Origin of the sequence: Sphingobacterium deserti (genome assembly GCF_000757725.1) — a bacterium.
Classification (GTDB): Bacteria; Bacteroidota; Bacteroidia; order Sphingobacteriales; family Sphingobacteriaceae; genus Sphingobacterium; species Sphingobacterium deserti.
The window spans coordinates 161,318-188,145 of sequence record NZ_JJMU01000014.1; the positions used below are offsets into that span (position 1 = coordinate 161,318).

Sequence of the window (26,828 nt, forward strand, 5' to 3'; positions counted from 1 at the left end):
TTGTTTTGCTAAGATTGCTTCGTCGTCGTTCCTCCTTCTCGCAATGACGAAAATCATCACTTTTTAGACCCCTTCATTGGGTTTTCTATTAGTCGAGCGTGATTTCATCAACAAACAGCCAACTATCTGTTCCTTCAAGCGGGTTTCCCGCGGCGATTTTCCCACTGCTTTTCACCACGAACTTAACGTAACGTGCTTTTTGCGGCGTAATAGCCAACTTAACAAAACCGTCCGCCTTGCGGATCTCTTCAACCATTAGCGTTTTCACGGTTCGAAATGTTTGGTTATCTGTCGATGTAAGCACAGTTATAGATGCTGGATAATGTGCGCCAATCCCTTTATTCTCTAATACCGATACACCTACGCTCGCTATTGTGTCCACGTTCTGCAAATCTATAGTGGCCTCTACGTCCTTCCTAATAAAACCGAGCCAATGCTTCTTGTGCACAGCTCGAGAACCTAAAATACCATCTACCAATGCTGCTGCACCGCCTTCCGCGTAATTTGCATGTGGCGCTTCGGCAAGCTGTATTGGTTTGCCAGTTGCTTTCGAATGTACAAAATGCTGATTAATGGTATGGCTGATTTTCTTTCCATTTTCGAAATAGGCGGCTTTAATAAGTGTTGCGTCGCCAACGTTTATCACGTCTTTGTAAACAAAAGATTTCTCTTGGGGTTCGCTACCATCACGGGTGTAGCGTATAGATAAGGGATCTTTTCGCGTGCTTAGTGTATAATTTAACTTATCCGCATCTCGAGAGGCCTCACCCACAACTTCAAAAATAGCTTTGCTGTAATGGATATTTTTCCGATCCAATAGCTTGAACTGGCTGACGACTCTATCTTCAAAAGACTTATAAGAGGTGGGATTGGATGTACCCCAAGCGACTTCTGCTAAGGCCATCAACCGTGGAAAAAGCATATATTCCACCTGTTTAAAATTAGGTATATATTCGGTCCACATATTTGCTTGGGTGCCCAAAATATGTTTCGCCTCTTCGTCTGTCAATGCTTCCGGAATAGGGTTGTAGCTGTATACCTGCTCCAAAGGTAAATCAGCGGAGAATGCCAACGGTTCTGTTTGCGGGTTTCCCTGATAATAGTCAAAATAAACGTGTGAGGCCGGCGTCATAATAGCATCGTGACCCGATTTGGCAGCCTGAATGCCCCCTTCAATCCCTGTCCAGCTCATCACCGTAGCATTTGGTGCCAGTCCACCTTCCAAAATCTCATCCCAACCAATGATCTTCTTCCCTTTAGAATTGATGTATTTTTCCATCCGCGTAATGAAGTAGCTCTGCAATTCATGCTCATCCTTCAATTCTTCTTTCTTAATCAATGCCTGGCAATGCGCACAGGCCTTCCAGCGATCTTTGGGTGCTTCATCACCCCCGATATGAATATATGAACTCGGGAAAAGAGGTATTATCTCGTCAATAACATCTTCCAGCAAAGCGAATGTTTCTTCCTTCGGACAAAAAATATCTTTCATAACGCCCCAATTAACGCCAACAGAAAATGGCCCTCCGGTGCAGGACAATTCTGGATACGCTGCTAAAGCTGCCTGCGCATGCCCAGGCATCTCGATCTCTGGAATTACTTCTATATGCAGGCTTGCAGCATAAGCTACTACATCCCTGATCTGATCCTGCGTGTAGAACCCACCGTAAACTGTTGAATCAGCCGTTTTTTGTGCATCGCCATCAAATGGCTTTCGCTCACGAAAAGCCCCGATTCGGGTTAGTTTCGGATGGGATTTAATTTCTATCCGCCAGCCTTGGTCATCCGTTAGGTGCCAATGAAATTTATTGATTTTATAGGCTGCAATATAATCCAAAAAATGCTTCACTTCCTCCACGCTGAAGAAATGCCTGCAAACGTCGAGATGCATCCCTCGATAGCCAAATCGCGGATAATCTGTGATTTCTAAATATGGCAGGGAGGCTTCATGCCTATGTTCCTCCAAAAGTTGCAATAAGGTTTGGACACCATAAAAAACTCCAGTGCTGCTGCTGGATCTTATCTCCACACCACCTGCGTGGACCAGCAACTTATAAGCCTCAGGATGATCTCCCTTACTAGGTTCAAGAAGTAGCTTGACAGTACCCTTACCATCCCCGCGGGAAGGTTTTTTCTCCAAAATCGACCGCCATTGCGTTTCCAGATAATGAGCCTCATTGGTTTTATCCCCGCCAGCGAGAGATAATTTATCAAAAGGAAAGGCTCCCGGACGCACCTCCATCTTTTGTGGACGGGGAATTAGCGTTTCTTGCGCACGTACAGTGCTCGACAGGCAACAAAAGGCCAGCAGAGCAATTATTACTATTCTCGACATGGTATTAAATTGCGCGTGTTTTATTCTCCAACCAAGCAGCTTCTTCCGTCGTCAAATGTTCGGCTAGCGACTTAAATACCCAGGCATTATATGCATTTAACCAGTCGATATGCTTACTGTCTAACAATGATTTTTCAACCAGGTCTGTGGCGATATAACATAAGGTAAGAGTTTCAAAATGCATGAATTCACCAAATTGATTGGTTTCCAAGGCCCGGCTCAGCACAAGGTTTTCGATACGGATACCGTATTCACCTTCACGGTACAGCCCCGGCTCGATAGAGGTTATCATCCCCTCTTCAACCGGGATATCAACATTGGAAGGGTTGAATGTATGCGGCCCTTCGTGTACATTCAGAAAGAAGCCCACGCCATGTCCCGTCCCATGCCCATAGTTGCGCAACGTTTCCCAGATAGGGCGGCGCGTAATGGCATCGATTTGATAACCGCGCGTTCCTGAAGGAAAAATGGCAAGACTGCCTTCAATGGTTCCTTTCAATACGATGGTGTAATCCGCCTTTTCGCGTTCTGTAGGCTGGCCTAAAGACACAACGCGTGTGATGTCCGTAGTACCGTCTTTATATTGCCCGCCCGAATCTACAAGCAGCAAACCTTTGGGCGCAAGGATTGCATTACTTTCTTCTGTAGCTTTGTAGTGGGGCAATGCACCATGTTCCAGATAGCCCGCAATGGTGTCAAAAGATATATCCACAAAGTCGTCGCCGGCCGCCCGAAATTCCTGCAACTGTTCTGCAATAGCGAGCTCGCTCAACTTTCCATGTGAAACTTCCTCTTCTACCCATTTAAAAAACCGAGTCATCGCGACACCATCTTTCAACATGGCGTTTCGCGTATGCGCAATTTCCACGGCATTTTTCACCGCTTTTAAACGGGTGGAGGGATTGATATCTTCTATGATTTTTGTCGTCGCTGGCACACTATCATACATGGCGAAGCAGGTACGTTTCGGATCAATCAGTATAGATTTTGCGTCTAGGCTCGCTACCGCTGCGAACGCTTCTTCATAACGACGTATTTCCACGTCCGACTGCTTTAAGCGTTCACGATCGCTTTCACTCAATTTGGCACCGTCTATAAAAAGGGTGGTTTTGCTTTCATCAATCAGGAAAAAACCAAGCACTACGGGATTACATTTTACATCGCTACCGCGGATATTCAGTAACCAAGCTAAATCGTCTAGGGTTGACACGATATGTGCAGCTGCATGCTTCTCCTTTAGTTTAGCTTTTACACGGGCAATTTTATCCATTGTAGATTCCCCTGTTTGCTGATTATTTAAAAGGTATGCTTTTTCAACGGGCAAGTTGGGACGCCCTTCCCATACTGTTTCCAACAAATCGACGTGACCGTCCACGCGGATATCTACTGGCGCTAAAGCCTCTTCTACCGCTTGTGCAACAGACAAAGACGCCAAATTTCCGTCAAATGCCACCGTGCTCCCCGCTGGCAGCGTATCAGCCAACCACGAAGCATACTCCGCGGCACCCTGTGCTTTTAGCTTGACCAGTTCAAAACCTGTTCCCGCTAGCTGCTCATTCGCCTGTACAAAATAGCGCGAATCTGTCCATAATCCGGCAAAATCTTTCGTGATAGCCAAAGTTCCCGCAGATCCGGTGAAGCCTGATGTCCAAGCAATGCATCTGTAACGCTCTGGCAAGTATTCGCTAATATGTGGATCTGATGAGGGTATAATATACGCGTCGATTCCACGGTCGGCCATCGCAGCCCGGATGGCGTTTAAACGTGCTATATGTGTCATGTTGTTCATTTTTCTGGTGTGCGTGCAAGTTAAAGAATATGTCATAGACTTGGTAACGGCCAAGTTTATTTACCAGGTAATAATTTCGGGATGAAAGGATGAACACTGCTTTTATTTTCAGTGAAATGAAACTAAAATTCGATATGTTTGTCTAAAAGAATATGCGTATGAATACACTTATAATTTCAATATTGACCCTGTCCGCGGGCCTGTTTACCAGCACATATTCCATAGCACAATCTAAAAAGGAAAAGATCGCTACTGCTTATCAAACGTTTAGCAAGTCTTCAAAACTAACAAATGGTTTAGCATCCTTTACCGTGCTGGATGGCCAAACTGGCGAAATTGTTTTTTCCGATAATGGAATGACTGGACTGCCAACAGCCTCCACACTGAAGGTTATCACGTCGGTTACGGCATTGGACATTTTAGGACCTAATTATACATACAAAACACAATTGAGCTACACCGGCTCCATTGACAGTTTGGGCGTTCTCCAGGGTGATATCATCGTGAGCGGCACCGGCGATCCTACGCTGGGCAGTGATCGTTATCCACAGGCTAACGGCGAAACGCTATTAAATAAATGGATTTACACCATCAAAAATGCCGGCATCAAAGCCATCCATGGGCGCATTATTGGTGATGATCTTTTTTACAATGGGAATGATGTTCCAGGTGGTTGGAGCTGGAACGATATTGGTAATTATTATGGCGCTGGCATTTCTGGTCTTAATTGGCGCGAAAACAAATTCGGATTAAACTTCGTAGCAGGTGCAGTCGGACAGCCAGCTAAGCTTCGCGATGAAATCAAACAAGGCCACGTCACCATTGTAAACGAGGTGACGACAGGTACTGCTGGCTCAGGCGATAACGTCTATGCTTACTCTTCCCCCTATAGTACATTAATCTACCTGCGCGGTACGTATGGCAAAGACTTGAATAAAAAGATTGAAGCATCTATGCCCGACCCTGCCCTACACCTTGCCAGCGAGCTTTTGCAGGCTTTGAACGATCAGGATATATTAGTAGATAGTATAGCGACCACAAGCAAACGCATGATGAATCAAGGGGAACGACTAACCTCGTCGAAAACGGCATTAGATACGCATACATCTCCCCCCCTTAAAGAAATTGTTCATTGGTTCAATCAGAAGAGCATAAACTTGTACGGCGAAGCATTGCTGAAAAGCTTTGGCCAGCTTAGCGGCAATAAATCTGATACCCAACAAGCTGCGAAGCTTCTAGCCAAATATTGGGAGCAAAAGCTAAAAATTTCTTCGAGCGAACTTCATATTGAAGATGGCTCAGGCCTTTCTCCGCAGAATCGCGTCACGACCATGGCGATCGCTAAAATAATGCACTATGCTAAAGGACGCCCTTGGTTTAATGACTTTCGGAAAAGCTTGCCTAACATTAACGGTATGACGATGAAAAGCGGCACGATAGGTGGCGTTTTGGGCTACACCGGATATCAAGAAGCTGCATTCACCTTCTCGCTCTTGATAAACAACTATTCTGGAAGCAGTGCGGCCATGCGGCAAGATATGTTTAAGCTATTGGATAATCTGAAATAATCTCAAAAATTAGTTAATTCACCTTTGATGTTTTAGCTTTGTAACCTGACATTTAATATTTATTGTTAGTAAAGATACCAGAAGGAATCAAGGTTAACTGCAACCCTGATCTTGGCAATACTGCTGAATTCAGGGAAATTAAAGCTATCCAAAGTTCCGTCTTTTATTTTTACTTTTTATTTTTTACTTAGAAAAATGAGTAACAACAGAAAAAAAGACGCGCTGGATTACCATGCAATGGGGAGACCCGGAAAAATTGCTGTCGTGCCTACCAAACCGCACAATTCGCAACGGGATTTATCATTAGCATATTCACCGGGAGTAGCCGAGCCGTGTCTGGCAATCGCCGAGAACCCAGAGGATGCTTACAAATATACGTCAAAAGGTAATTTGGTTGCGGTGATTAGTAATGGTACTGCGGTACTTGGGCTTGGAGATATTGGTGCACAAGCAGGTAAGCCTGTTATGGAAGGGAAAGGCTTGCTATTTAAAATCTTTGCAGATATCGACGTTTTCGATATCGAATTGGACACTAAAAACGTCGACGAATTTGTTAATATAGTGAAGGCTTTAGAGCCCACTTTTGGTGGCGTCAATCTGGAAGATATTAAAGCGCCTGAATGCTTCGAAATAGAACGACGCTTGAAAGCGGAGATGAATATACCGGTTATGCACGATGATCAGCATGGTACGGCCATCATCTCAGGCGCTGCACTAATTAATGCCTGCGAGTTGATCGGCAAAGACATCAGCGAAATCAAAATTGTCGTCAACGGAGCAGGTGCTGCCGCCATTTCTTGTACGGGCATGTATATGTCTGTAGGTGCAAAGAAAGAAAACATTGTGATGCTTGACAGTAAAGGTGTCATTCGCACGGATCGCGAGAACTTAGATAAAACAAAAGCTGAGTTCGCAACAGACCGTGACATCCGTACATTGGAAGAAGCGGTCCAAGGATCCGATGTATTCATTGGACTGTCTGCTGCCGACGTCTTAACCCCGGACATGTTGCTTTCTATGAATCCGCGCCCAATTGTGTTGGCGATGGCAAATCCTAACCCAGAAATAGCCTATGATCTTGCTGTCGCGACACGTGATGATGTGATTATGGGTACTGGACGTTCTGATTTTCCAAACCAGGTAAACAATGTTTTAGGCTTCCCTTACATTTTCCGCGGGGCACTAGATGTTCGCGCAACCGGAATTAATGAAGACATGAAAATTGCCGCCGTACAAGCTTTGGCAGCATTGGCAAAACAACCTGTACCGGAAGAGGTGAACCAAGCCTACGACACCAGCAACTTAAAATTCGGTCCAGACTATATTATACCCAAACCAACAGATCCTCGGCTAATTACCGAAGTGTCCGTTGCGGTAGCAAAAGCGGCGATAGCTTCAGGTGTGGCTCGCGTGGAGATAACTGACTGGGATAAATACAGGGATGATTTGCGGAAGCGTCTTGGTAAGGATGATGGCATTATGCGCAACCTGACAACGAAAGCAAAACTTAACCCGAAACGAGTTGTATTTGCTGAAGCGGATAACTACAAAACGTTACGTGCAGCACAAATCGTTAACGAAGAAAAGATCGCTTTCCCGATATTATTGGGGAACAAGCAAAAGATAGAAAATCTGATCAAGGAATATGATTTTGATTTAGCTGGGGTTCCGGTTATCGATCCAAATGAAGAGACTGAAACAGAGCGTTTCAACAAATTTGCACAACACCTATACAAAAAAAGACAGCGCAGAGGTATTTCGGAGAAAGATGCAAGGAAGTTATTAATTAATCGCAATTACTTTGCGGCGTCGATGGTGCAGTTTGGTGAAGCAGATACCTTGATTTCCGGACTGACCAGAAACTACGGGGCTACCATCAAACCTGCCTTGCAGGTTATCGGAGCAAAGCCGAATAGTCGTGTAGCTGGAATGTACATGATGCTAACAACGAAAGGACCTATATTTTTCGGAGATACGACGGTAAATGAAGATCCTAATCCACAAGAGTTAGCCGAAATAACCATGCTGTTGGAAGATGCTATCAAGCGATTCAATATTAAACCGAGAATTGCTTTATTGTCTTATTCTAACTTTGGCTCAAACGACGGTCGAGTTGCTACCAAAGTACGCGAAACAGCCAAAATTCTCCGTGAAAAAGCGCCAGACATTATTGTAGATGGCGACATACAGGCGAATTTTGCCCTGAATAGCGAACTGCTAAAAGCGAACTTCCCTTTCAGCGTATTAAACGGACAGGCAGCAAATACATTGGTTTTCCCTAACTTGGAATCTGGAAACATCGCCTACAAGCTTTTACAAGAAGTAGGCAACGCAGAAGCCGTAGGTCCTATTCTTTTAGGAATGAACAAACCCGTACACGTGCTTCAATTAGACAGTTCGGTACGCGAAATTGTTAACATGGTGACAATTGCAGTTGTGGATGTTCAGGAGCACGAAAAATCCGCCAACTAAACGCGCGTAAAAGCATTGCAAAAAGAGCCCGCGTAAAAAGCGGGCACCAAGCCATTGCGAGATAGAGGAAGTACGACGAAGCATCTTAGGTGCTAAAATTTTAAATTTGCTGCCTTAGGCAGTCGTCATACTTCCTCGCAATGGCGCATTTTTCAGCGTTGGCCATTAAGATTTGATTTGTGATTTTTCACTTTCTAATTTTAACTTTTTATTTTATCACTTTTTAATTTTTACTTTTTAATTTGTCACTTTTGACTTCTCATTTTTGACTTTTTAATTTTTACTTTTTACTTTTTAATTTGTCACTTTTGACTTCTCACTTTTGACTTTTTAATTTTTACTTTTTACTTTTTAACCCCCCTTTAAATGTACGATTATTTCAGTGGTAAACTCGTGTTTAAGGCTCCAACACATGTTATCCTAGATGTTTCCGGCATCGGCTATCATGTGCATATCTCGCTGACAACTTTTTCACAGATCAAGGATTTGGAGCAGTGTAAGCTATACATTTCCTTTCAAGTGCGGGAGGATGCGCATACGCTTTATGGCTTCGCCACCGAAGGCGAACGGCAGCTCTTCAACCACCTGATTTCGGTTTCCGGCATCGGTCCAAATACCGGGAGAATGATGCTTTCCTCAATTTCACCAGAAGAAATACAGAGCGCTATCGTCAACGGGCAGGTGCAAGTGATCCAGAAGATAAAAGGTATTGGGCCTAAATCTGCTCAGCGCGTGATTTTAGAACTTCAGGATAAATTGAAAAAACAAGGCCCTGATGCGTTGATTCCGCTGCCGGCCGCCAAGCTATCTATCAGTGAAGAAGCACTGACAGCACTGGTGATGCTGGGTTTTGGAAAGCCGCAAGCGGAGAAGGTATTAAACAGCTTGGTGACCGCAGATCCTACGCTTTCTGTTGAAGCGTTGATAAAAGCTGCATTAAAGCGTTTGTAAGAATTTCCGCAAACCCCTTCGTATATCTCCCGAATGATGAAGCGCTCCCCGCACTACATCTTAACTGCGTCATGACATCTATTTGCACTCGAACGCCTATCTTTGTATAACATAAAACGCACACACAATATGGCTGAAGACTTAACCATTGCAAAGGGCTCCAAAAAAGAACAGTATGAATTGCTGACAAAACAGATCAGCGCACTACTGCAAGGCGAAGACGATATCATTGCAAATATGGCTAATGTCTCTGCTGCCCTTAAAGAGCAGTTTAATTTTTGGTGGGTAGGCTTCTACCTTGTTAAAGGCGAACAGCTTGTTTTAGGTCCATTTCAAGGACCGGTAGCCTGTACACGAATAGCTTACGGAAAAGGTGTATGTGGTGGCGCCTGGAAACGTCAGGAAACGATCATCGTTCCTGATGTGGATGCATTCCCGGGTCATATCGCCTGTAGCTCGCTCTCCAGATCGGAAATTGTCGTTCCGGTTTTTAAAGATAAGGAGTGTATAGCGGTGCTAGATGTGGATAGCGAATACATTAACCATTTTGATGAAGTAGATCAGCAACACCTGGTAGAAATAGCGAAATTGGTAGTGGGTAATGTGTAGTGCGTAGTGAGTATTGGGTAATGAGTGATGCGTAGTAAGGATCTACATTGAGCTCAAAACAAATGCACCTGCCCCTTATTGAGCGATATGTCGCATCGAAAGCTTTGCAATATGTTGAAATTTGCCAAAGCACTTCCCCGCCCTGCAAAGGTTTCAAGCGACGGGGTTTTGCGTACCTTTTGCCCCTCAAAAGTACGGCCATGTCCTGGCGAAGGAACGAAGGAATGTGGGTTGGACAATCCCTCTAAAAACCACAAGATAACAAGCAGCTACTTACTTATTAAGGAAACGTCCCAAACTTTAAGAAGCTTATCATCTCCCGCTGTGACTAACTTATCCTCGATCCACATCGCTGTATTGATAGAAAGTCGGTGGCTGTCATATCCTCTTTCCAAACTAATATTTTTAAGTAGAGCTAAACTTGTGCTGTCCCATATTTTTATCGACTTATCCCGGCTTACAGTCGCAATAATAGGCAAATGCGGATGAGGTAGAATGCTATATACAGTAAAGAGGTGGGGAGTTAACTCACGAACTACGCTCAGATCTTTCTGTTGCAATTGGTAAAGCTTTGCATCTCGACCTCCTGTATACAGGTGTAAATCACTGACGGCTACAGCCGTGACAGGCATATGATGAATCTTACGCTTTTCAATTTGTTTAAAATCCGCTACATCATATAAATAGATATACCCATCCTTATCGCCGAAAACAAGTTGTTTATTATTTCGATAAGGTTGTATGGTACGTACCGTAGTGTTCGACACCGTGAAACGATACAACAGATCAAAGCTATCTAATGACCACACATAGGCCACGCCTTCCTCGCCAATAGCAATAATCTCGCGCTTCTCTGTCAGCGTGCTTATGGCGAAGATGGCGCCACGCTCCACATTCATTTTTTTAATGAGTTGCTGTCTTACCACATCAACGCACCAAATCTCGCCGTTACGCATCCCGACCAGTAGCAGGGATAATTCTGGCACAAGGTGTAAGCAATATACCGATGCGGGCACGGCACATACTATTCGCTTAAAAACTCCTGTTTCCAAATCCCATTCAACGACACCCTTGTCGTTACCAGCGCTAAAAATACTTGATGCATCCAAACCTTCTGAAAGCGCAAAAATAGGATTCTGATGCCCGGATAATGTCGTTTTTAAAGAGATATCTATCGTATACATAAAAAAAGTGCTGCACAAATATACAGCACTTCGATAGGTTTTATGTCATTAGAAAGCTATTGATGACGGCTTTCCAGGTTTTTCGCCAAAGTATTTAGGTCAAGCCCTTTTTCACGTATCAAGACCAATAAATGGAACAACAGATCCGATGATTCGTTAATGAAATCATGCTCTGTTTCTGCAAGCGCTGCGATGACAGTCTCTACAGCTTCTTCCCCTACCTTTTGGGCTATTTTGTTAATTCCTTTGTTGCGCAGACTGTTGACGTAAGACGTTTCCGACGGAATGTCGTAGCGCTTCTGGACTATACCTTCTAACGCTAAGATAAAGTTTTGGTTGTATTCGGTTTGGAAACAACTACGTGCGCCGGTATGACAAGTAGGACCAGCTGGCACCACCTTAAGTAGAAGTGTATCTTGGTCGCAATCGACATGGTAAGAAACGAGATCTAGAAAATTTCCGCTCTCCTCTCCTTTTGTCCACAACCTGTTTTTGCTTCGAGAGTAAAACGTTACGCGTTTCTCTTGTTGGGTTTTTTCCCACGCTTCTTCATTCATGTAGCCAAGCATCAGCACTTCCAATGTTTGATTATCCTGAACAACTACGGGAACTAATCCGTCTCCCTTTCCAAAATCTAGCATGTTAAAAAGTAAAATTCAAAAGTAAAAAGTAAAAATTCAAAAGTTAGAAGTGCGAAGTTAGAAGTGAGAATATAATTCGATACGACATAATACTACGTTATCTAACCACGATGCCTTCTTCGTACAACACGCGTTTTAGATTAGGAATCAAGATCTCGCCGTAATGAAATACGGAAGCAGCCAGTGCCGCATCTACGTTAGCCTGTTGAAATGTGTCGACAAAGTGTTGTACACTGCCTGCGCCCCCAGATGCTATTAGAGGGATATGAATTTGGTCGTTTATTGTCTTCAAAAATCCGTTATCAAAACCATTCTTTGTACCATCATGATCCATTGATGTCAATAAAATTTCCCCGGCGCCCCGATCCTCTGCCTCTCGTATCCATGTAGCCGTATCAATCTCCGTTTTATCGCGTCCACCACGTAGATGTACAAAATTCCCACCGTCAACATAACGCGTATCTACGGCAATAACGACAAACTGCCTACCGAAAGCACTTGCCAGCTCGTTGATCAACTCTGGACGCCGTACAGCAGCAGAGTTTATCGAAATCTTATCCGCGCCGGCGTTTAGCAAAATTTCAGCGTCTCGAAGTTCGTTGATACCACCACCTATTGTGAAAGGAATATTGACTTGACGTGCTACGGCCTTTACCAGCTCTATCGTGGTTTTTCGCTTTTCGTGCGTAGCCGTTATATCCAAAAAAACAAGCTCATCCGCCCCTTGCTGGGAATATTGCCAAGCAAGTTCGACAGGGTCACCTGCATCGCGCAGATCCACAAAGTTTACCCCTTTCACCGTACGCCCATCTTTGACATCAAGGCATGGGATGATACGCTTAGCTAACATATTAAAAATTAATGAGCGATTTTAAGTTCCAATCCTTGATTTCTTCTATCGTGATCTTGTTCTCATAGATCGCTTTTCCTACAACACAGGATTCCATCCTTCCAAGGTCCTTCAATACGCGAATATCGTCCATAGAACTTATGCCTCCGGAACCAATCAACTTAATAATTGGCGAATGATCCAATAATTTCTGATAGAGCTCTACACCAGCACCGCCCAACTTTCCATCCTTACTAATGTCTGTACATAAAAACCGGAAAAAACCTAAAGCCAAGCATTTATCGATGTATTCAATAAGCTTTATTGGCGAACTCTCTAACCAACCAGAGTACTTTATTACCTCATCCAGCACATCGATAGCAATCACAATGTGGTCGGCATATTTAACACGGCCTTCGTTAAGCTTGCTTAAATCTTCCAAAAATGTAGGATTGGTAATGGCTTGCGTGCCCACGATAACCCGATAGATACCTGCATCGACAAGTTCTTTTACCTTATCTATACTTCGTACGCCACCGCCATACTGCACTTTCATATCCGTCTTCTGAATAATTTCAAACAGATATTCTTGATTACTAAAATCTCCCTTTGCACCATTCAAATCAATGATGTGCACAATTTCGGTACCGTTGGCATGGTATTTCTCGATCTGTTCTTCCAACGAAATTGCATACGTGGTGACATCGTCATAATTACCTTCTCTTAAACGGACAACCTTCTTGTCCAAAACATCAATTGCAGGTATGATATACATAGTTAAGTAATAAGTTAAAAGTCAAAAGTTAAAAGTCAAAAGTTAAAAGTCAAAAAAGTAATAAGTTAAAAGTGACAAATCGAAAGCTTAAAAAATGACAACTTAAAAGTCGAAATACTAAAAACGTAATACATTAACGAGCTAAAACTTAAAAAATTATAAACAACAAAGGTCAGTATTTAAATTAAAATACAGCCTCTAAAGATATTAAAAACAAATCATATACTTATAGCTTGGCAAAATTTAAGAGCAATTGCTCGCCCACTTTACCGGATTTTTCCGGATGAAATTGGACGCCGAAAAAATTATCTCGTTGTATTGCGGCCGAGAAATCTATGCCGTAATGGCATTGAGCAGCCGAAAACACAGGGTCTGATTCGATAAAGTAAGAATGTACAAAATACACATAGCTGCCGTCTGGAATATTATGAAATAGCGGACTATCGCCGCTTGGTGAAATGCTATTCCAACCCATATGTGGAACTTTCCCCTCGATACGTTGATCAAAATGCAACGTATTTAACGGAATTAAGTCTAGAAGGTTTGCATTTCCTTCTTCAGAATATGCTGTCAATAATTGCATCCCTACACAGATCCCTAAAACAGGCTTCTTAAGTGCCACAATATGATCTACCAAACCAGATTCTTTTAATTTCTGCATGGCCGCTCCCGCATGGCCCACTCCGGGAATGATAATATGATCATACCTATGGAAATCTTGCTCTTCGTTAATCATTCCATACAGCAGCCCAACGCGATCCAAAGCCGCAGTTAAGGAGAATATATTCCCGGCACCGTAATTAACTATTCCTATCATGTTATTCGTATTGCGTAGTGAGTAATGCATTTGGGATTTTAATGCTGGTTCTCTAGCTATTTATCCCTATTATTTGTCTGCTCCTCGTGTCATAGCCTCCATAGAGTTTGTTAGGGGCACACAGCGCATTATAAAACACCTTTAGTGCTTGGCAACTGCATGTTTTCTGCATCCCGCCTCACAGCCTTCTTGATAGATTTTGCAAACGCCTTGAAAATGGCTTCTATCTTATGATGTTCATTATCCCCTTCGGCTTTAATATTTAAGTTTGTCTTAGATGCATCAGAGAAAGATTTGAAGAAATGAAAAAACATCTCGGTAGGCATGTCGCCGATCTTCTCTCTTTTAAACGCTGCGTCCCAAACGATCCAGCTTCTGCCACCAAAATCTATTGCGACCTGCGCTAGGCAGTCGTCCATGGGCAACGTGTAGGCATAGCGTTCGATGCCGCGCTTATCCCCTAGAACTTTCAAAAATATTTCACCGAGTGCTATGCCCGTATCTTCAATCGTATGATGTTCATCGATGTGAAGATCGCCTTTGGCCTGCACGGTCAGGTCTATGGCGCCGTGTCTCGCAATCTGATCCAACATATGATCAAAAAATGGCAAGCCCGTATCTATAGAAGATTTCCCGGAACCATCAAGGTTTAATGCTATAAAAATATCTGTTTCGTTTGTTTTACGACGATGTTCACCCGTTCTGGTCTCCAGCTTCAAAAACTCATAAATAGATTTCCAATCGCCACTTTCTAGTGCTACCACATCGGCATTATGCATCAAATTCTCCGCCTTTCCCAGCTCGTCATTATTACGCAACCATATCGCACGCGCACCAAGGTTTTCCGCTAATTTCACATCGTTCAACCGATCGCCTATAACGAAAGATTCGGCCAAATTATAACGTTCTGTATCGAAATATTCTTGCAACATGCCAATGCCCGGCTTCCGTGTTAACGCGTTTTCATGAGGAAAGGTTCGGTCAATATGTTCTTTCGCAAATGTCACGCCCTCGCCCGCAAAGGTATCGACGATAAAATTATGTACCGGCCAAAAATTTGCTTCGGGATGGGAATCAGTGCCCAATCCATCTTGATTGGAAACGAGAATTAATTCAAAATCCAACTCTTTGGCAATGCGCGGAAGATACTGCAAAGCGCCAGGATAAAACTTTAGCTTCGCAAAAGAATCGATCTGCTCATCTTCCGGCTCGGTGATCAAAGTCCCATCTCGATCAATAAATAAAACGCGTTTTAATAGTTCAGACATACAAGTTATCAGGTATTAAACAGCCCTCGTTTATTCAAAGAGGGCTTTATTTTTTTAATCTATATTATTATAAAATTCACAAACGGACTGGTAAATCAAAGCATTTTCATCCGGTGTACCTATTGTAAAACGCAGACAGCCTTCACACAATTCTACTTTCGAACGATCCCGTACGATGATTCCTCGACCCACCAAATAATTATAGAGGCTACGTGGCTCCTGAAGTTTCACTAAAATAAAGTTGGCATCAGAAGGCGTTACATGCTCAACTTGGGGAAGTTCAGCTAACAAGGCTGAAAGCTCATCACGTTCGACAACAATATTTTTGATCCATCCGTTTACCTGTTCTATGCCCGATAAAGCCTCGAGAACGATCTCTTGAGTCGCTTGGTTGATGTTGTATGGTGGTTTTATTTTATTAAAAACAGTAATAATTTCTTTGCTAGCGAAGGCCATCCCTAAACGTAATGCTGCAAGCCCCCAAGCCTTTGACAGCGTCTGTAAAACAACCATGTTTGGAAACTCATGGAGTGCCTGCGCAAAGGATGGCTGTTTTGAAAAGTTAATATAAGCTTCATCAATCACTACAATGCCATCAAAGTTCACCAGTATCGTTTCGATATCATGCCGATTAATGCTATTTCCCGTCGGATTATTTGGCGAACAGATAAATATCAATTTAGTGTACGCATCTATTGCTGCGGCAATACCATCGAGGTCCAGTTGGTAGGACGCTGTTAAGTTAACCTTCTTGTAAGCAACATTGTTGATATTTGCTGACACCTCATACATGCCATATGTCGGCGGCACCAAGATCACGTTGTCCCTGCCTGGCTCACAGAAAGCGCGAAACAAAATGTCGATAGCCTCGTCGCTACCATTTCCCAGGAAAGTATGCTCCGCAGGAATCCCTTTTATTTGATAGAGTTTTTCTTTCAGATGATGCTGGAGTGGGTCGGGATAGCGGTTGTAGTTCTTGGAGTAAGGAGAGCCAAAAGCATTCTCGTTAGCATCCAGTAAAACAGATGCCTCACCTTTAAATTCATCGCGCGCAGATGAATAAGGTACTAATTTTTTAATGTTATCCCTCAGTAGAGCGTCCAGGTTGAAAGACTCTTTCATAATTATTTTGTTGAGGGTGTAAACATAGATAATTTGTTCAGGTCTACAAAATTAATATGTTGATGAAAAACGAATTTTTCTATGCGCTATCTTAATAATGCCTTTAAGTGGGGGAATGATACTATCATCCGCTTGTTTTGCATTTTCTTCTAGTAGTCAGAGATATTGTTGCTAGATAGTTTGCTTTTAAAAATTAATACCGACAATCTCCCTCTTGAGAAGCATAGGTGTGCGGTGCACAACTTATATAGCGAACCATTTCCCCTCTTCAGAAAGCGTCGTGTTTGGAAAAACAGCACGACTCTCGTCCAACAGAGGTTGCAAATCACGATATCGTGCAGAGTAATGTCCTAGAAGCAGTTGTTTCGCGTTTACCGCTTTTGCAACTTCGGCAGCCTCTCTACTGGTTGTATGAAACGTTTCTTTAGCACGATCGACCATATCATGCAAAAAAGTAGATTCATGATACAGAAGATTTACATCTTGTATAGCTTCAAAATAAGCATCACTCATGATTGTATCAGAGCAAAACGCATAACTGCGCGGCTTATCACCTGGCAACGTTAATTCGGCTGCTTTGTAAACTATTCCTTTTTTATCCACGCAATCAACGCCTCTTTTTAGCAGCTTCAAAAATGCTGTGGGTACCTTTTGTCGTTCTACTTCCTCGACGTTTAACGTCGCCGGACGCACCCCTTCTTCAAATCGAAATCCGGTACAGGCGATGCGATGTTGCAGGGGAAAGGTGCTTACCTTAAGGCTTGGAAGATCTAAGATAACGGCTCTTTCATTTGGATTTGTAGGATGGAAAATGAGGTTGTAACGCAATCTTGTATCGGAGTGCTTAAATTGCAAATCTAGAATTTCCTTAAGAGGAGCTGGTCCGTAGAGATGAAGATCAGACTGCCGCCCCATCAAATGCTGTGAAGATAAGAGGCCTACTAATCCCAAATAATGATCGCCATGTAAATGGCTAATAAAGATATGGCTAATCCGTGTACTGCGGATTCCATAGCGAAAAAGTTGCATCTGCGTTCCTTCCCCACAATCAATCAACAAAAGCTGCTCATTGAAATTGAGAATTTGGGACGTCGGATGGCGACCATACATCGGTGTTGCCGAGCTATTGCCCAAAATCAAAACTTCAAACCTCACCATCGCTATTCTCCTCTTAAATCTAGTCTGATTTCGTTGCCAAAAATCATGTCTTCAGCCTTCGTAACTGTAGACGCTATTTTAAAATAGCCTTCTAAATTCGTGATCTTTAAGAGGTCTGTTAGCCTTTTGTTCAATCCTGTCAGAATGAACAGACCACCAGACGCCTTACACAATCTGCGAGCCAGCAAGCCCATTCGAATACCATCTTCATCAGCATCTTGTACATGACAAAGGTTGAGCACAATATTTCGCTGTCCGCCGGTATTTCGCAGCATAAACTCTCCTTTCAACTTTACGGCTGCCTCCCCATTTAGGAAGTCAGTCAATGGCTCAATAACGACATAACGTTCATGTTTATCAACTGTAAACTTCATATTATATATCCAATTTAATTAGACGTGCATTTTCAACGTAATTTCAAAATGCCGTAACAAAGATTAGAAGTCCTCGTGCCATTGCGATAGCACGAGGACTTTAACTATTTTATTTGGTCTAACGCAGACCTTTACTATTAAACAATCCGTTGCAAAGCCTGCTGTACGTTGTTCTCGACGCGCATCAGCACCTCGCCGGCTTCCGGATAAATAAATTTCTCCCCGGCGATATGTTCGTAAAGCTCAATATATCTTTCTGATATTGAATTTACTATCTCATCGGTCATTTCCGGTACATGTTGCCCATCCTTGCCTTGAAAGCCGTTTTCAATTAACCATTGACGCACGAATTCCTTAGACAACTGCTTCTGCGGTTTTTCCTGTGCTTGCCGTTCTTCGTAACCTTCAGCATAGAAATAACGTGAAGAGTCTGGCGTATGTATTTCATCCATCAAACAGATATCGCCATCCTTTTTCCCAAATTCATACTTGGTATCGACCAAAATTAACCCTCTTTCCGCCGCTATTTCCGTTCCACGTTTATAAAGAGCTTGCGTATACGCTTCCAGCTGTACGTAATCTTCCTCGCTAACGATTCCTTGCGCAATTATCTCTTCGCGTGAAATATCTTCATCATGCCCTACAGCAGCCTTTGTGGTTGGTGTGATAATAGGCTCCGGTAATTTATCATTTTCACGAAGGCCTTCAGGCAGTGAAACGCCGCATAGCTCCCTGCCACCCTCTCTGTAGGTACGCCAAGCATGTCCGGCCAAATATCCACGGATAACCATCTCCACTTTAAATGGCTCACACTTCTTTCCTATTGTTACGCTAGGATCCGGAACGGATACTACCCAATTCGGTAAAATATCTGCGGTAGCTTCTAAGAATTTAGCAGCGATTTGGTTCAAGACCTGTCCTTTATAGGGAATGGCCCGAGGAAGAACCACATCGAAAGCCGATATACGATCCGACGCAACCATTACCAAATATTCATCCGCGATGGTATATACATCACGAACCTTCCCTCTGTAAAAGGCTGTTTGCCCTTTAAAATTAAAATTTGTCTCGTTTATTGCATTCATATTTATTCGTGCGATGCACGTTTTTCATTGTATTCTTTAAATATCTCCGTAAGCTTCCAAAATCCGTCTTACAAGCTTGTGCCTAACGACATCTGCTCCGCTTAGATGAATGATCTCAATACCTTCAATACTATCCAAAAGCTTCACGGCTGTAGCTAGTCCTGATTGTGTCTTTTTAGGTAAATCAATCTGCGTCAAATCACCTGTTACAATAAATTTAGCTGTTGGCCCCATACGCGTCAAAAACATCTTCAACTGCATGTCGGTCGCATTTTGCGCCTCATCTAAAATCACAAAACAGTTATCCAAGGTACGTCCACGCATAAAAGCAAGTGGCGCTACCTCAATTACCCGCCTTTCGAGATAATCTTTAAGCTTGTCAGCTGGAATCATATCATCCAATGCATCATACAAAGGTCGTAAATATGGATCGACTTTTTCTTTCAAATCTCCGGGTAGAAAGCCTAGGTTTTCTCCAGCTTCTACGGCAGGCCGGGTTAAAATGATACGTTTTATTTCTTTATTACGTAATGCGCGTACCGCTAGCGCTACAGCTGTGTAGGTTTTTCCAGTACCCGCAGGACCTATCGCAAAAAGGATATCGTTTTTTACGATGCTATCCACCATGCGACGTTGGTTCGCCGTTCTTGCCCGAACGATGAGACCGTTAGGCCCATATACAATCGGCTCGCCACGAAAACCCGTAGGCTCCGCCACATCCTTTTTCTCCAGCTTCCCGTTAGGTACACCAACCAAGTCTTCCAAAGCATTGGCGTTTAATGATTGGAATTGTTCGATATGGCTCAGAATACGTTGAAAAACCTCCTTGAAACGCGCTTGCTCTGACTCCTCTCCCAGCACTTTTAGTTCGTTTCCCCTAGCCACCAAGCGAAGTTTCGGAAAGCCTTTCTTCACCAGTTCGAAGTGTTCGTTCTGGGCGCCCCATAACGTCATTAAATTGACGTCATCCAATTGTATTAATACTTCGTTCAAATTTAGTTCGTTTTAAATTTCTGTAATAAATATAACTGTTTTCCACGGGAAACGTACAACCTCTACACACAACTTTTTATAATCAGCTGGATTGGAACCTTTTAATAGATCAAAAATACAAACTATTATTATCGGTTCACCTGAGGCACGAAAAAAAGGACAAATTACAATCTTTAAAAACTTTATTGCACTTTCTTTTATTACTTTTGTAGTCCCTTTTTTGGCAGAAGGGAATTCACCATTTTTCTTTAACTTTTTTAGTATCTTTAAGAGGTACACTATGGGAGTAATAACGCTAACAACAGATCTTGGACACCGCGACTTCTATCAGGCAGCCTTGAAAGGCAGTATCATATCGCAATTGCCTGATGTACGTTTGGTGGATATCACACACGAAATTCCTTCGTTCGATATCCAACGCGCGGCGGTCGTGTTGCGGAACGCCTTTCATTATTTCCCGAATGGCACTGTACACCTCATTGGCATTGACACCGTTTTTCAGGAAGGCTCACATTACACCATGATGAAATTCGAAAACCACTTTTTTGTGGGTGCCGATAATGGTATTTTTTCAATTATCTTGGGCGATAAAAGTCCGCAGGAACTGTTTGAGATTGACATCATGCAAGATCTGCGCTACCTACATTTCCCGCTGGCAGACATATTAACGAAGGCCGCTTGCCACATTGCCAAAGGCGGCGACCTCTCAGCAATAGGCCAACCCATCGAAAGGCCATTAAAGAAAGTGATGATCCAACCTTTGGTGGATCATAGTACCATCAAGGGCCATGTATCTTATATCGACTCTTTCGGGAATGTGATCAGCAATATCAGCAAAGAATTATTTAACGATGTGCAAAACGGACGCAGCTTTAAGCTGCACTTCAAACGCAACGAAACGATAAACCGCCTCAGCTGGCACTACAATGAAGTACCTGAAGGTGAAAAACTTTGCCTTTTTGGCATCAGTAACTTTCTGGAAATCGCAATAAACAAGGGGCATGCCAGCCGCCTGCTTGGTCTGCATCAAGACGAAATAATCATGATCGAATTTTTGGACAATCAACGCCGTTAATCGCTTGAACGGAAGTCGTTCCGCCAGTCTGGTTTTGCATGATATAATGCTAAATAAAATGAAGAAAATAGCAAAATTTATATTCTTAATGGCTTTGCAAGTGCATACGCTATCACTGCTTGCACAAACTAATAGTGACTCCGTAAATTATGAACAGCAACGGCTGCGTGTGAACCAGCTCCTAGATCAAAGAAGTGCCCGATTTGGGGAGTATGACGAGAGTATCACAAAAAAGACCGGAATCTTTGGGATCTTCAAAACAAAGAAAGATATGCAAAAGTCCATTGACATTTTGAAAGAAATCGTCATTACGGATAATAATATCTTTGTTGAAACCAAACGTTTGCTCGATTTAAAAGATTATGAAAGCGACCGACACGCCGCGCTAGCCAGCGAATATGATAAGCAGGTATCGGCTTACATGAGAACCATCACTAAGCTACAGGATGAAAATGACAAGCTCCGCCAAGAGGTCGGGACAATGGGTGAAAGTGACCAAAAGAGCAACTTTTTTGTCTACCTGTTAGGTGTGATCGTCTTAGGCCTTTTATTTGTTGTCTATTCGCTCTACAAACGAGTTGGGAAGACCAAAAATTTGACGCAACACTGATAAGCCCCTATAAAGAATAACGTACTTTTGTTGGCAAAATTCAAGTAAAAGGATGGCCAGAGCGCGATTGAACAGTGGGAATACCCAATCGGAAGATTTACCCAAACCCAAGCTAAACAAGGATTTACTGAAAAAAGCTTTAAAAATTTTCTCTTACCTTCGCCCTTATCGTGGTAAATTTGTGTTGGGAATGATCTTTTTGACCCTATCAAGCTTGACCATGCTGACCTTTCCTGCTCTTTTGGGCGCCATGATAGATGCCGCGCAAGGTCGGCAAACCTATCCCTGGTTGCCATCAGACGTATTGCATATTGGAGCAATTTCCATGGTTATCTTGCTCTTCCAATCCATTGTTTCTTTTGGCCGTATTCGCTTGTTCGTAGAGATTGCTGAAAAAGCACTCTCGAACATCCGTAAAGACACTTATCATAAACTGATTACTTTACCCATCGAATTTTTTTCCAACAGACGTGTAGGTGAATTAAACAGTCGTTTGTCTGCAGATTTAGCGCAAATTCAGGACACGTTAACCACCACCTTGGCCGAGGTTTTACGCCAAACTATTAGCCTTTCTTTCGGTGTATGTTTACTTGTTTTTGTATCTCCAAAGCTGGCATTGATGAATCTTTGTATTCTGCCGATCATTGTTGTTACAGCAATAATATTTGGCCGGTTCATCCGCAATCTATCTCGACAGGCGCAGGATCAGCTTGCTGATTCCAATAGCATAGTACAGGAAACCCTATTAGGAATTAGCAATGTAAAGGCATTTGTTAATGAATATTACGAAACCAAGCGCTATGCGAGTAAGCTGGATGCTGTGGTAAGCTTGGCGGTGCGTGGCGCTACATACCGAGGGATGTTTGCATCTTTCATTATTTTCTGCATTTTCGGCGCTGTCATTGCCGTCATCTGGTACGGCGCATCCCTCGTCGCTCTACACGAAATTACCGTGGGTGATCTCACGACATATATTCTTTACTCGATGTTTGTTGCAGGGTCCATGGGCAGCTTTCCTGAATTGTATGCAAACATTCAGCGCTCCTTAGGTGCGAGTGAGCGTGTGCTTGAAATCCTTGATGAAGAAAAAGAAGCGATTAATATTTCCGACCATAACAAAGAGATTGAAAATAAAATTTACGGTTCATTAACTTTCAGTCACGTAGGCTTTAATTACCCTTCCCGACCAGACAGCACCATTTTGAAAGACATTTCCTTCCACGTCGAAGCAGGAAAAAAACTGGCCCTAGTAGGGCCTAGCGGTGCCGGAAAATCTACCATTGCATCGCTCATACTGCAATTCTATAAGGCATCGGCGGGTAAAATTGCCTATGACGGACGCGATGCTCACGAATTTTCACTTACGGACATCCGTAATCAAGTTGCTATTGTCCCGCAAGATGTGCTGCTATTTGGCGGCACCATTCGTGAAAATATTGGCTACGGCCGTCTTGATGCAGATGCAGAAGAAATCGTTGAAGCGGCAAAGCGCGCTAATGCCCATAACTTCATTATGGCTTTTCCGCAAGGATATGACACACTGGTTGGTGAACGTGGAGTCAAATTATCGGGCGGACAACGGCAGCGAATTGCGATTGCGCGTGCGCTTTTGAAAGATCCTGCTATTCTTATTTTGGACGAAGCGACCTCTTCACTGGATTCAGAATCAGAGCGCTTAGTGCAGCTCGCGCTGGAAGAGTTGATGCGTGACCGCACGTCGATAATCATTGCACACCGCTTGAGTACGATAAAAGATGCAGATCAAATCGCTGTCGTGGAAAACGGATGTGTATCAGAAATTGGCAACCATGTTGAGCTGATGTCAAAAGGTAGTGGGCTCTATCATCACCTTTATTCTCTTCAGTCTGCGCAAAAGATCATTAGTTAAAAATGTGTTAAATACGATTTTACTAAAACCTTTTCAGGATATGCTTGTTTTTCTATACAAAATAGGTTATAGAAATTATAAAAACGATGTATCATGGAAAAAAATAAGAACGGATTAGTCGCATTTGCACTTTTAGGTTTGGCAGCAGGAACAGCAGCATACTATTTGTTAGGTACTGAAGATGGAAAGCGTCAGCTTGATCGTGCTAACGAAGGTGTAAAAAGCTTAACAAAATCAATTAAAGATCTTTCTAAGAAAGAGGCTAAACGTGCTGCTAAGTTTGCTAAATCAGCAAAAGAAGATTTAGAAAATCTAAAAGATAAAGCGAAAGAAGCAGGCAAACAAGCATTAGATTCTGCATCTGATAAAGCGCAACAGTGGTCGAATAGAGCATCAGAAGCGGCAAACCAAGCTGGAAATAAAGCAGATGATGTGATCGCGGAAGCAAAATCAGAAATCAATAAAGCATAAGTGCTGAATTTGGACTAGAACGCGGTTTTCGACGTGAAGTATTTGTATCTTTGCGCTGTCGATGAACACGTTCCAGCAAATAAAAACATTAGTTTATAAAGATATCGTCCTTGAATGGCGCTCCAAATACGCCATCAACGGTATATTATTATACGTAGTATCTACAGTATTCGTTTGCTACCAAGCATTCAAATCTGTAGATACTTTCGTTTGGAATGCATTGTTTTGGATTATCTTACTCTTCGCTAGCATTAACGCTATTAGTCGCAGCTTTGTCCAAGAGAGTTCCTACCGACAGCTTTATTACCACACGTTGGTCAGTCCAAGAGCTGTAATTTTATCTAAAATTATTTATAATACCATAGTGATGTTGGTGCTTTCCATCATAGCCTATGCAGTGTATGCCATTACCTTTAAGCAATCCATCGGCGATCCACTATTATTTACATCTGCAGTACTTCTGGGAAGCATGAGTTTCGCATCGGTTTTCACCATGATATCGGGGATAAGTGCCAAGGCGGGCAATAACAGTACGCTGATGGCTGTACTGGGTTTCCCGATTATTATTCCACTTATTATTGTGCTTATTAAACTTTCTAACAATGCCCTGACGGGGCTAGATCGCGGCATTAGCAGTGGCGAAATCGTGGTCCTTTTAGCGATTAATGTAATTACAATTACAATTTCTTTGTTGTTATTTCCTTACCTTTGGCGTGATTAATTTTCAAATTTCTGACATGAGAAAATCTTGGTGGAAAATATTAGGACTTGTGATGGTTGCATCTGCCATTGTAGCAGGATTGCTCGGCCCAGTCCCTGTTTTACCTATCCTTCACGAAACAATAAGAAACGTTTATTTTCACGTACCGATGTGGTTTGCTATGGTAACGTTGTACTTGATTTCTGTCATTTACAGCGTGAAATACCTGAGCTCGGGAAAAACGTCGCACGATTTAATGGCTGTTGAGGCGGTGAATACTGGTATTATATTTTGCGCTATAGGACTGCTCACCGGTATGCTTTGGGCAAACATTACCTGGGGGGAGCCTTGGCCTAATGACCCGAAGTTAAATGGCTCCGCAATAGCCACTTTAATGTATTTGGCTTATCTAGTACTGCGAAACGCGCTGGAAGAAGAGCAAAAGAGAGCAAAGATATCTGCCGTATACAACATATTCGCATTCCCGGTAATGATTGTTCTGTTGTACATTTTGCCAAAAATGACAGACTCCCTGCATCCTGGTAGTGGTGGGAATGGTACCTTCCGTGACTTGGATATGAATAGCCAAATGCGTCCCATATTCTATATTTCTGTAATTGGATGGATACTGATCGGCATATGGATCTTTACATTGCGCTATAGATTGCGGCTTCTGGAAAATCGTAAAAACCAAATAGACTAGTTACTTATTTAACATGTACCGCTGGAAAAACTAGCGTAAAAAAAACTCAACAATGAAAAATAGCCTTGCTGCAGTATTCCTTCTTTTATTTAATACGACACTCTTTGCACAAAGCGAAATCGACATGGCAACAGGCTTACGTAGCTCTGGTAAGATATACGTAGTCGTGCTTGTTTTATTAACGATTTTTGTGGTTTTGGGGGTGTTTTTATTTCTGCTAGACAGACGTATCAAAAAACTGGAAAAATAGCCCTTTAAAAAAACCGTTAATGATCATCCGCCAACATCGAAAGTTTACGCCATTCAATATTGTATCGGTATCGATCGTTGGCTTAGCCCTATGCCTTGGGGTGTTCTTACACCTTCCGGATAAAATTACACCTATCCTATTTGAACCGGCAATCAATAACCTTATTGGTATAACACTAGGCGACAACCTGCGGCCCGGCGAAAACGTTTTTATCACATTGCTGTTGACGCTGCTACAGGCTTTCTTCCTGAATAGGATTGTGAGCCATTTTAATTTCATGGGCAAGCCAAATTTCCTTACAGCGTTGATGTATATGACGTTAGTAAGCCTTTTTGCACCATTTTTGGTACTTTCGCCGCCGCTTATCTGTAATTTTATCGCGATATGGATGCTCGGAAAGCTTTTCAATATCTACAAGCAAACCGACGTAAAAGGGCTGATGTTTGACCTGGGGATGATTGTTGCAGCGGGCAGCTTGATCTACTTTCCGTTTATGCTGATGATGCTTCTTCTATGGATCAGTCTAATCATCTTTCGAGCATTCAATTGGCGTGAAATTGTTACGCCGCTTCTTGGATTTACGACGATTTATTTTCTACTAGGAGTAATCTACTACTGGCTAGGCCGACTGAAAGAATTTTACGCAATTTTTGAACCTCTGGCTTACCCTTTTCCGAAGGAGCTATCGCTAAATGTTTACGATTACCTCGTGATTGTTCCTATCATTATTGCATTACTATTCTTCCTTGTAGTGCTTAAAGATCAATTTTTTCGGAGTGTAGTTCATCTGCGGAAAGCTTTCCAACTGTTGTTCTTTATGATTTTATTGACGCTAGGATCATTCTATCTTAATGAGCACATTACGATTAACCACTTTCTACTATGCGCACCGCCGCTAGCGATCTACCTTGCGTACTATTTTACACATTCAAAATCCAAATGGATCTACGAGACGCTCTACTTCGTGATCATTGTAACGATATTGTATTTCCAGTTTTTTTAAACAACATTTGCATAACTAACTAACAATTAAACGATTAACCTTTTTTAACAAATTGAACTAACGGAATAATTAAAAATTAGATAGTTTTGTATCAAATTTTGACAAAGCACGCACTTTTAGCAACACATCCCAATAGGAGGCTCCAGCAAAAATAGCCT

Annotated in this window: 25 protein-coding genes; 12 read left to right on the forward strand and 13 right to left on the reverse strand. The window is 42.6% G+C overall.

Annotated elements, in window-relative coordinates; translation table 11 throughout:
- Window positions 1-88 precede the first annotated feature (88 nt).
- Window positions 89-2,335, reverse strand: coding sequence for a glycoside hydrolase family 20 protein (locus DI53_RS04905; protein ID WP_037496076.1), 2,247 nt, complete (start codon window positions 2,333-2,335; stop codon window positions 89-91).
- A gap of 4 nt (window positions 2,336-2,339) precedes the next feature.
- Window positions 2,340-4,115, reverse strand: a complete 1,776-nt coding sequence (locus DI53_RS04910) for an aminopeptidase P family protein (RefSeq protein ID WP_037496205.1) — start codon at window positions 4,113-4,115, stop codon at window positions 2,340-2,342.
- 167 nt (window positions 4,116-4,282) lie between these two features.
- Between DI53_RS04910 and dacB the strand changes: the two genes are divergently transcribed.
- The 4 genes from dacB (at window position 4,283) to DI53_RS04930 (ending at window position 9,724) form a co-directional block, all read left to right on the forward strand.
- Window positions 4,283-5,692 (forward strand): D-alanyl-D-alanine carboxypeptidase/D-alanyl-D-alanine endopeptidase, encoded by a 1,410-nt coding sequence (gene dacB / locus DI53_RS04915; protein ID WP_081939385.1) that lies wholly within the window; start codon window positions 4,283-4,285, stop codon window positions 5,690-5,692.
- Between the two features lie 195 nt (window positions 5,693-5,887).
- On the forward strand, window positions 5,888-8,164 hold the full coding sequence (locus DI53_RS04920; protein WP_037496079.1) for an NADP-dependent malic enzyme: 2,277 nt from the start codon (window positions 5,888-5,890) through the stop codon (window positions 8,162-8,164).
- A gap of 366 nt (window positions 8,165-8,530) precedes the next feature.
- On the forward strand, window positions 8,531-9,115 hold the full coding sequence (ruvA, locus tag DI53_RS04925; RefSeq protein WP_037496082.1) for a Holliday junction branch migration protein RuvA: 585 nt from the start codon (window positions 8,531-8,533) through the stop codon (window positions 9,113-9,115).
- Between the two features lie 129 nt (window positions 9,116-9,244).
- Window positions 9,245-9,724 carry a GAF domain-containing protein gene (locus DI53_RS04930; RefSeq protein WP_037496084.1) on the forward strand — a complete coding sequence of 160 codons (480 nt, stop codon included), beginning with the start codon at window positions 9,245-9,247 and terminating at the stop codon, window positions 9,722-9,724.
- Between the two features lie 269 nt (window positions 9,725-9,993).
- Here the strand turns inward: DI53_RS04930 and DI53_RS04935 are convergent, their stop codons facing one another.
- The 11 genes from DI53_RS04935 to DI53_RS04985 form a co-directional block, all read right to left on the reverse strand.
- Complete coding sequence (locus DI53_RS04935) at window positions 9,994-10,908, reverse strand: WD40 repeat domain-containing protein (protein WP_037496086.1); 915 nt, start codon at window positions 10,906-10,908, stop codon at window positions 9,994-9,996.
- 56 nt (window positions 10,909-10,964) lie between these two features.
- Complete coding sequence (hisIE, locus tag DI53_RS04940; protein WP_037496089.1) at window positions 10,965-11,549, reverse strand: bifunctional phosphoribosyl-AMP cyclohydrolase/phosphoribosyl-ATP diphosphatase HisIE; 585 nt, start codon at window positions 11,547-11,549, stop codon at window positions 10,965-10,967.
- Window positions 11,550-11,646: 97 nt separating this feature from the next.
- On the reverse strand, window positions 11,647-12,399 hold the full coding sequence (hisF, locus tag DI53_RS04945) for an imidazole glycerol phosphate synthase subunit HisF (RefSeq protein ID WP_037496092.1): 753 nt from the start codon (window positions 12,397-12,399) through the stop codon (window positions 11,647-11,649).
- 1 nt (window position 12,400) lies between these two features.
- On the reverse strand, window positions 12,401-13,153 hold the full coding sequence (locus DI53_RS04950; RefSeq protein WP_037496094.1) for a 1-(5-phosphoribosyl)-5-[(5-phosphoribosylamino)methylideneamino]imidazole-4-carboxamide isomerase: 753 nt from the start codon (window positions 13,151-13,153) through the stop codon (window positions 12,401-12,403).
- Between the two features lie 226 nt (window positions 13,154-13,379).
- Window positions 13,380-13,970: an imidazole glycerol phosphate synthase subunit HisH gene (gene hisH / locus DI53_RS04955; protein ID WP_037496097.1), complete on the reverse strand. Its 591-nt coding sequence runs from the start codon at window positions 13,968-13,970 to the stop codon at window positions 13,380-13,382.
- Between the two features lie 128 nt (window positions 13,971-14,098).
- Window positions 14,099-15,238: a bifunctional histidinol-phosphatase/imidazoleglycerol-phosphate dehydratase HisB gene (gene hisB / locus DI53_RS04960; RefSeq protein WP_037496099.1), complete on the reverse strand. Its 1,140-nt coding sequence runs from the start codon at window positions 15,236-15,238 to the stop codon at window positions 14,099-14,101.
- A gap of 54 nt (window positions 15,239-15,292) precedes the next feature.
- Complete coding sequence (gene hisC, locus DI53_RS04965; protein WP_037496101.1) at window positions 15,293-16,360, reverse strand: histidinol-phosphate transaminase; 1,068 nt, start codon at window positions 16,358-16,360, stop codon at window positions 15,293-15,295.
- A gap of 243 nt (window positions 16,361-16,603) precedes the next feature.
- Entirely contained in the window at window positions 16,604-17,515 is a 912-nt protein-coding gene (locus tag DI53_RS04970; RefSeq protein WP_037496207.1) for a ribonuclease Z, read from the reverse strand.
- A 5-nt stretch (window positions 17,516-17,520) separates the two neighbouring features.
- Window positions 17,521-17,892 (reverse strand): STAS domain-containing protein, encoded by a 372-nt coding sequence (locus DI53_RS04975; protein ID WP_037496105.1) that lies wholly within the window; start codon window positions 17,890-17,892, stop codon window positions 17,521-17,523.
- Between the two features lie 137 nt (window positions 17,893-18,029).
- Window positions 18,030-18,977: a phosphoribosylaminoimidazolesuccinocarboxamide synthase gene (locus tag DI53_RS04980; RefSeq protein ID WP_037496108.1), complete on the reverse strand. Its 948-nt coding sequence runs from the start codon at window positions 18,975-18,977 to the stop codon at window positions 18,030-18,032.
- A 36-nt stretch (window positions 18,978-19,013) separates the two neighbouring features.
- Window positions 19,014-19,970, reverse strand: a complete 957-nt coding sequence (locus DI53_RS04985) for a PhoH family protein (RefSeq protein ID WP_037496111.1) — start codon at window positions 19,968-19,970, stop codon at window positions 19,014-19,016.
- Window positions 19,971-20,250: 280 nt separating this feature from the next.
- Here DI53_RS04985 and DI53_RS04995 point away from each other — a divergent pair, with 280 nt between their 5' ends.
- The 8 genes from DI53_RS04995 (at window position 20,251) to DI53_RS05030 (ending at window position 26,670) form a co-directional block, all read left to right on the forward strand.
- Complete coding sequence (locus DI53_RS04995; RefSeq protein ID WP_037496116.1) at window positions 20,251-21,045, forward strand: SAM hydrolase/SAM-dependent halogenase family protein; 795 nt, start codon at window positions 20,251-20,253, stop codon at window positions 21,043-21,045.
- A 58-nt stretch (window positions 21,046-21,103) separates the two neighbouring features.
- On the forward strand, window positions 21,104-21,655 hold the full coding sequence (locus DI53_RS05000) for a hypothetical protein (protein ID WP_037496118.1): 552 nt from the start codon (window positions 21,104-21,106) through the stop codon (window positions 21,653-21,655).
- Between the two features lie 52 nt (window positions 21,656-21,707).
- Window positions 21,708-23,543, forward strand: a complete 1,836-nt coding sequence (locus DI53_RS05005; RefSeq protein ID WP_037496121.1) for an ABC transporter ATP-binding protein — start codon at window positions 21,708-21,710, stop codon at window positions 23,541-23,543.
- Window positions 23,544-23,636: 93 nt separating this feature from the next.
- On the forward strand, window positions 23,637-24,014 hold the full coding sequence (locus tag DI53_RS05010) for a YtxH domain-containing protein (protein ID WP_052072076.1): 378 nt from the start codon (window positions 23,637-23,639) through the stop codon (window positions 24,012-24,014).
- 61 nt (window positions 24,015-24,075) lie between these two features.
- Window positions 24,076-24,735 (forward strand): heme exporter protein CcmB, encoded by a 660-nt coding sequence (locus DI53_RS05015; RefSeq protein ID WP_037496124.1) that lies wholly within the window; start codon window positions 24,076-24,078, stop codon window positions 24,733-24,735.
- A 16-nt stretch (window positions 24,736-24,751) separates the two neighbouring features.
- The gene (gene ccsA, locus DI53_RS05020) at window positions 24,752-25,417 is read left to right on the forward strand and encodes a cytochrome c biogenesis protein (protein ID WP_037496127.1); all 666 of its coding nucleotides are present in this window, start codon (window positions 24,752-24,754) and stop codon (window positions 25,415-25,417) included.
- 52 nt (window positions 25,418-25,469) lie between these two features.
- Window positions 25,470-25,667, forward strand: a complete 198-nt coding sequence (locus DI53_RS05025; protein ID WP_037496131.1) for a CcmD family protein — start codon at window positions 25,470-25,472, stop codon at window positions 25,665-25,667.
- A gap of 19 nt (window positions 25,668-25,686) precedes the next feature.
- A complete protein-coding gene (locus DI53_RS05030) occupies window positions 25,687-26,670 on the forward strand; it encodes a DUF6427 family protein (protein WP_037496134.1) in 984 nt (327 codons plus the stop codon).
- Window positions 26,671-26,828: the final 158 nt, after the last annotated feature.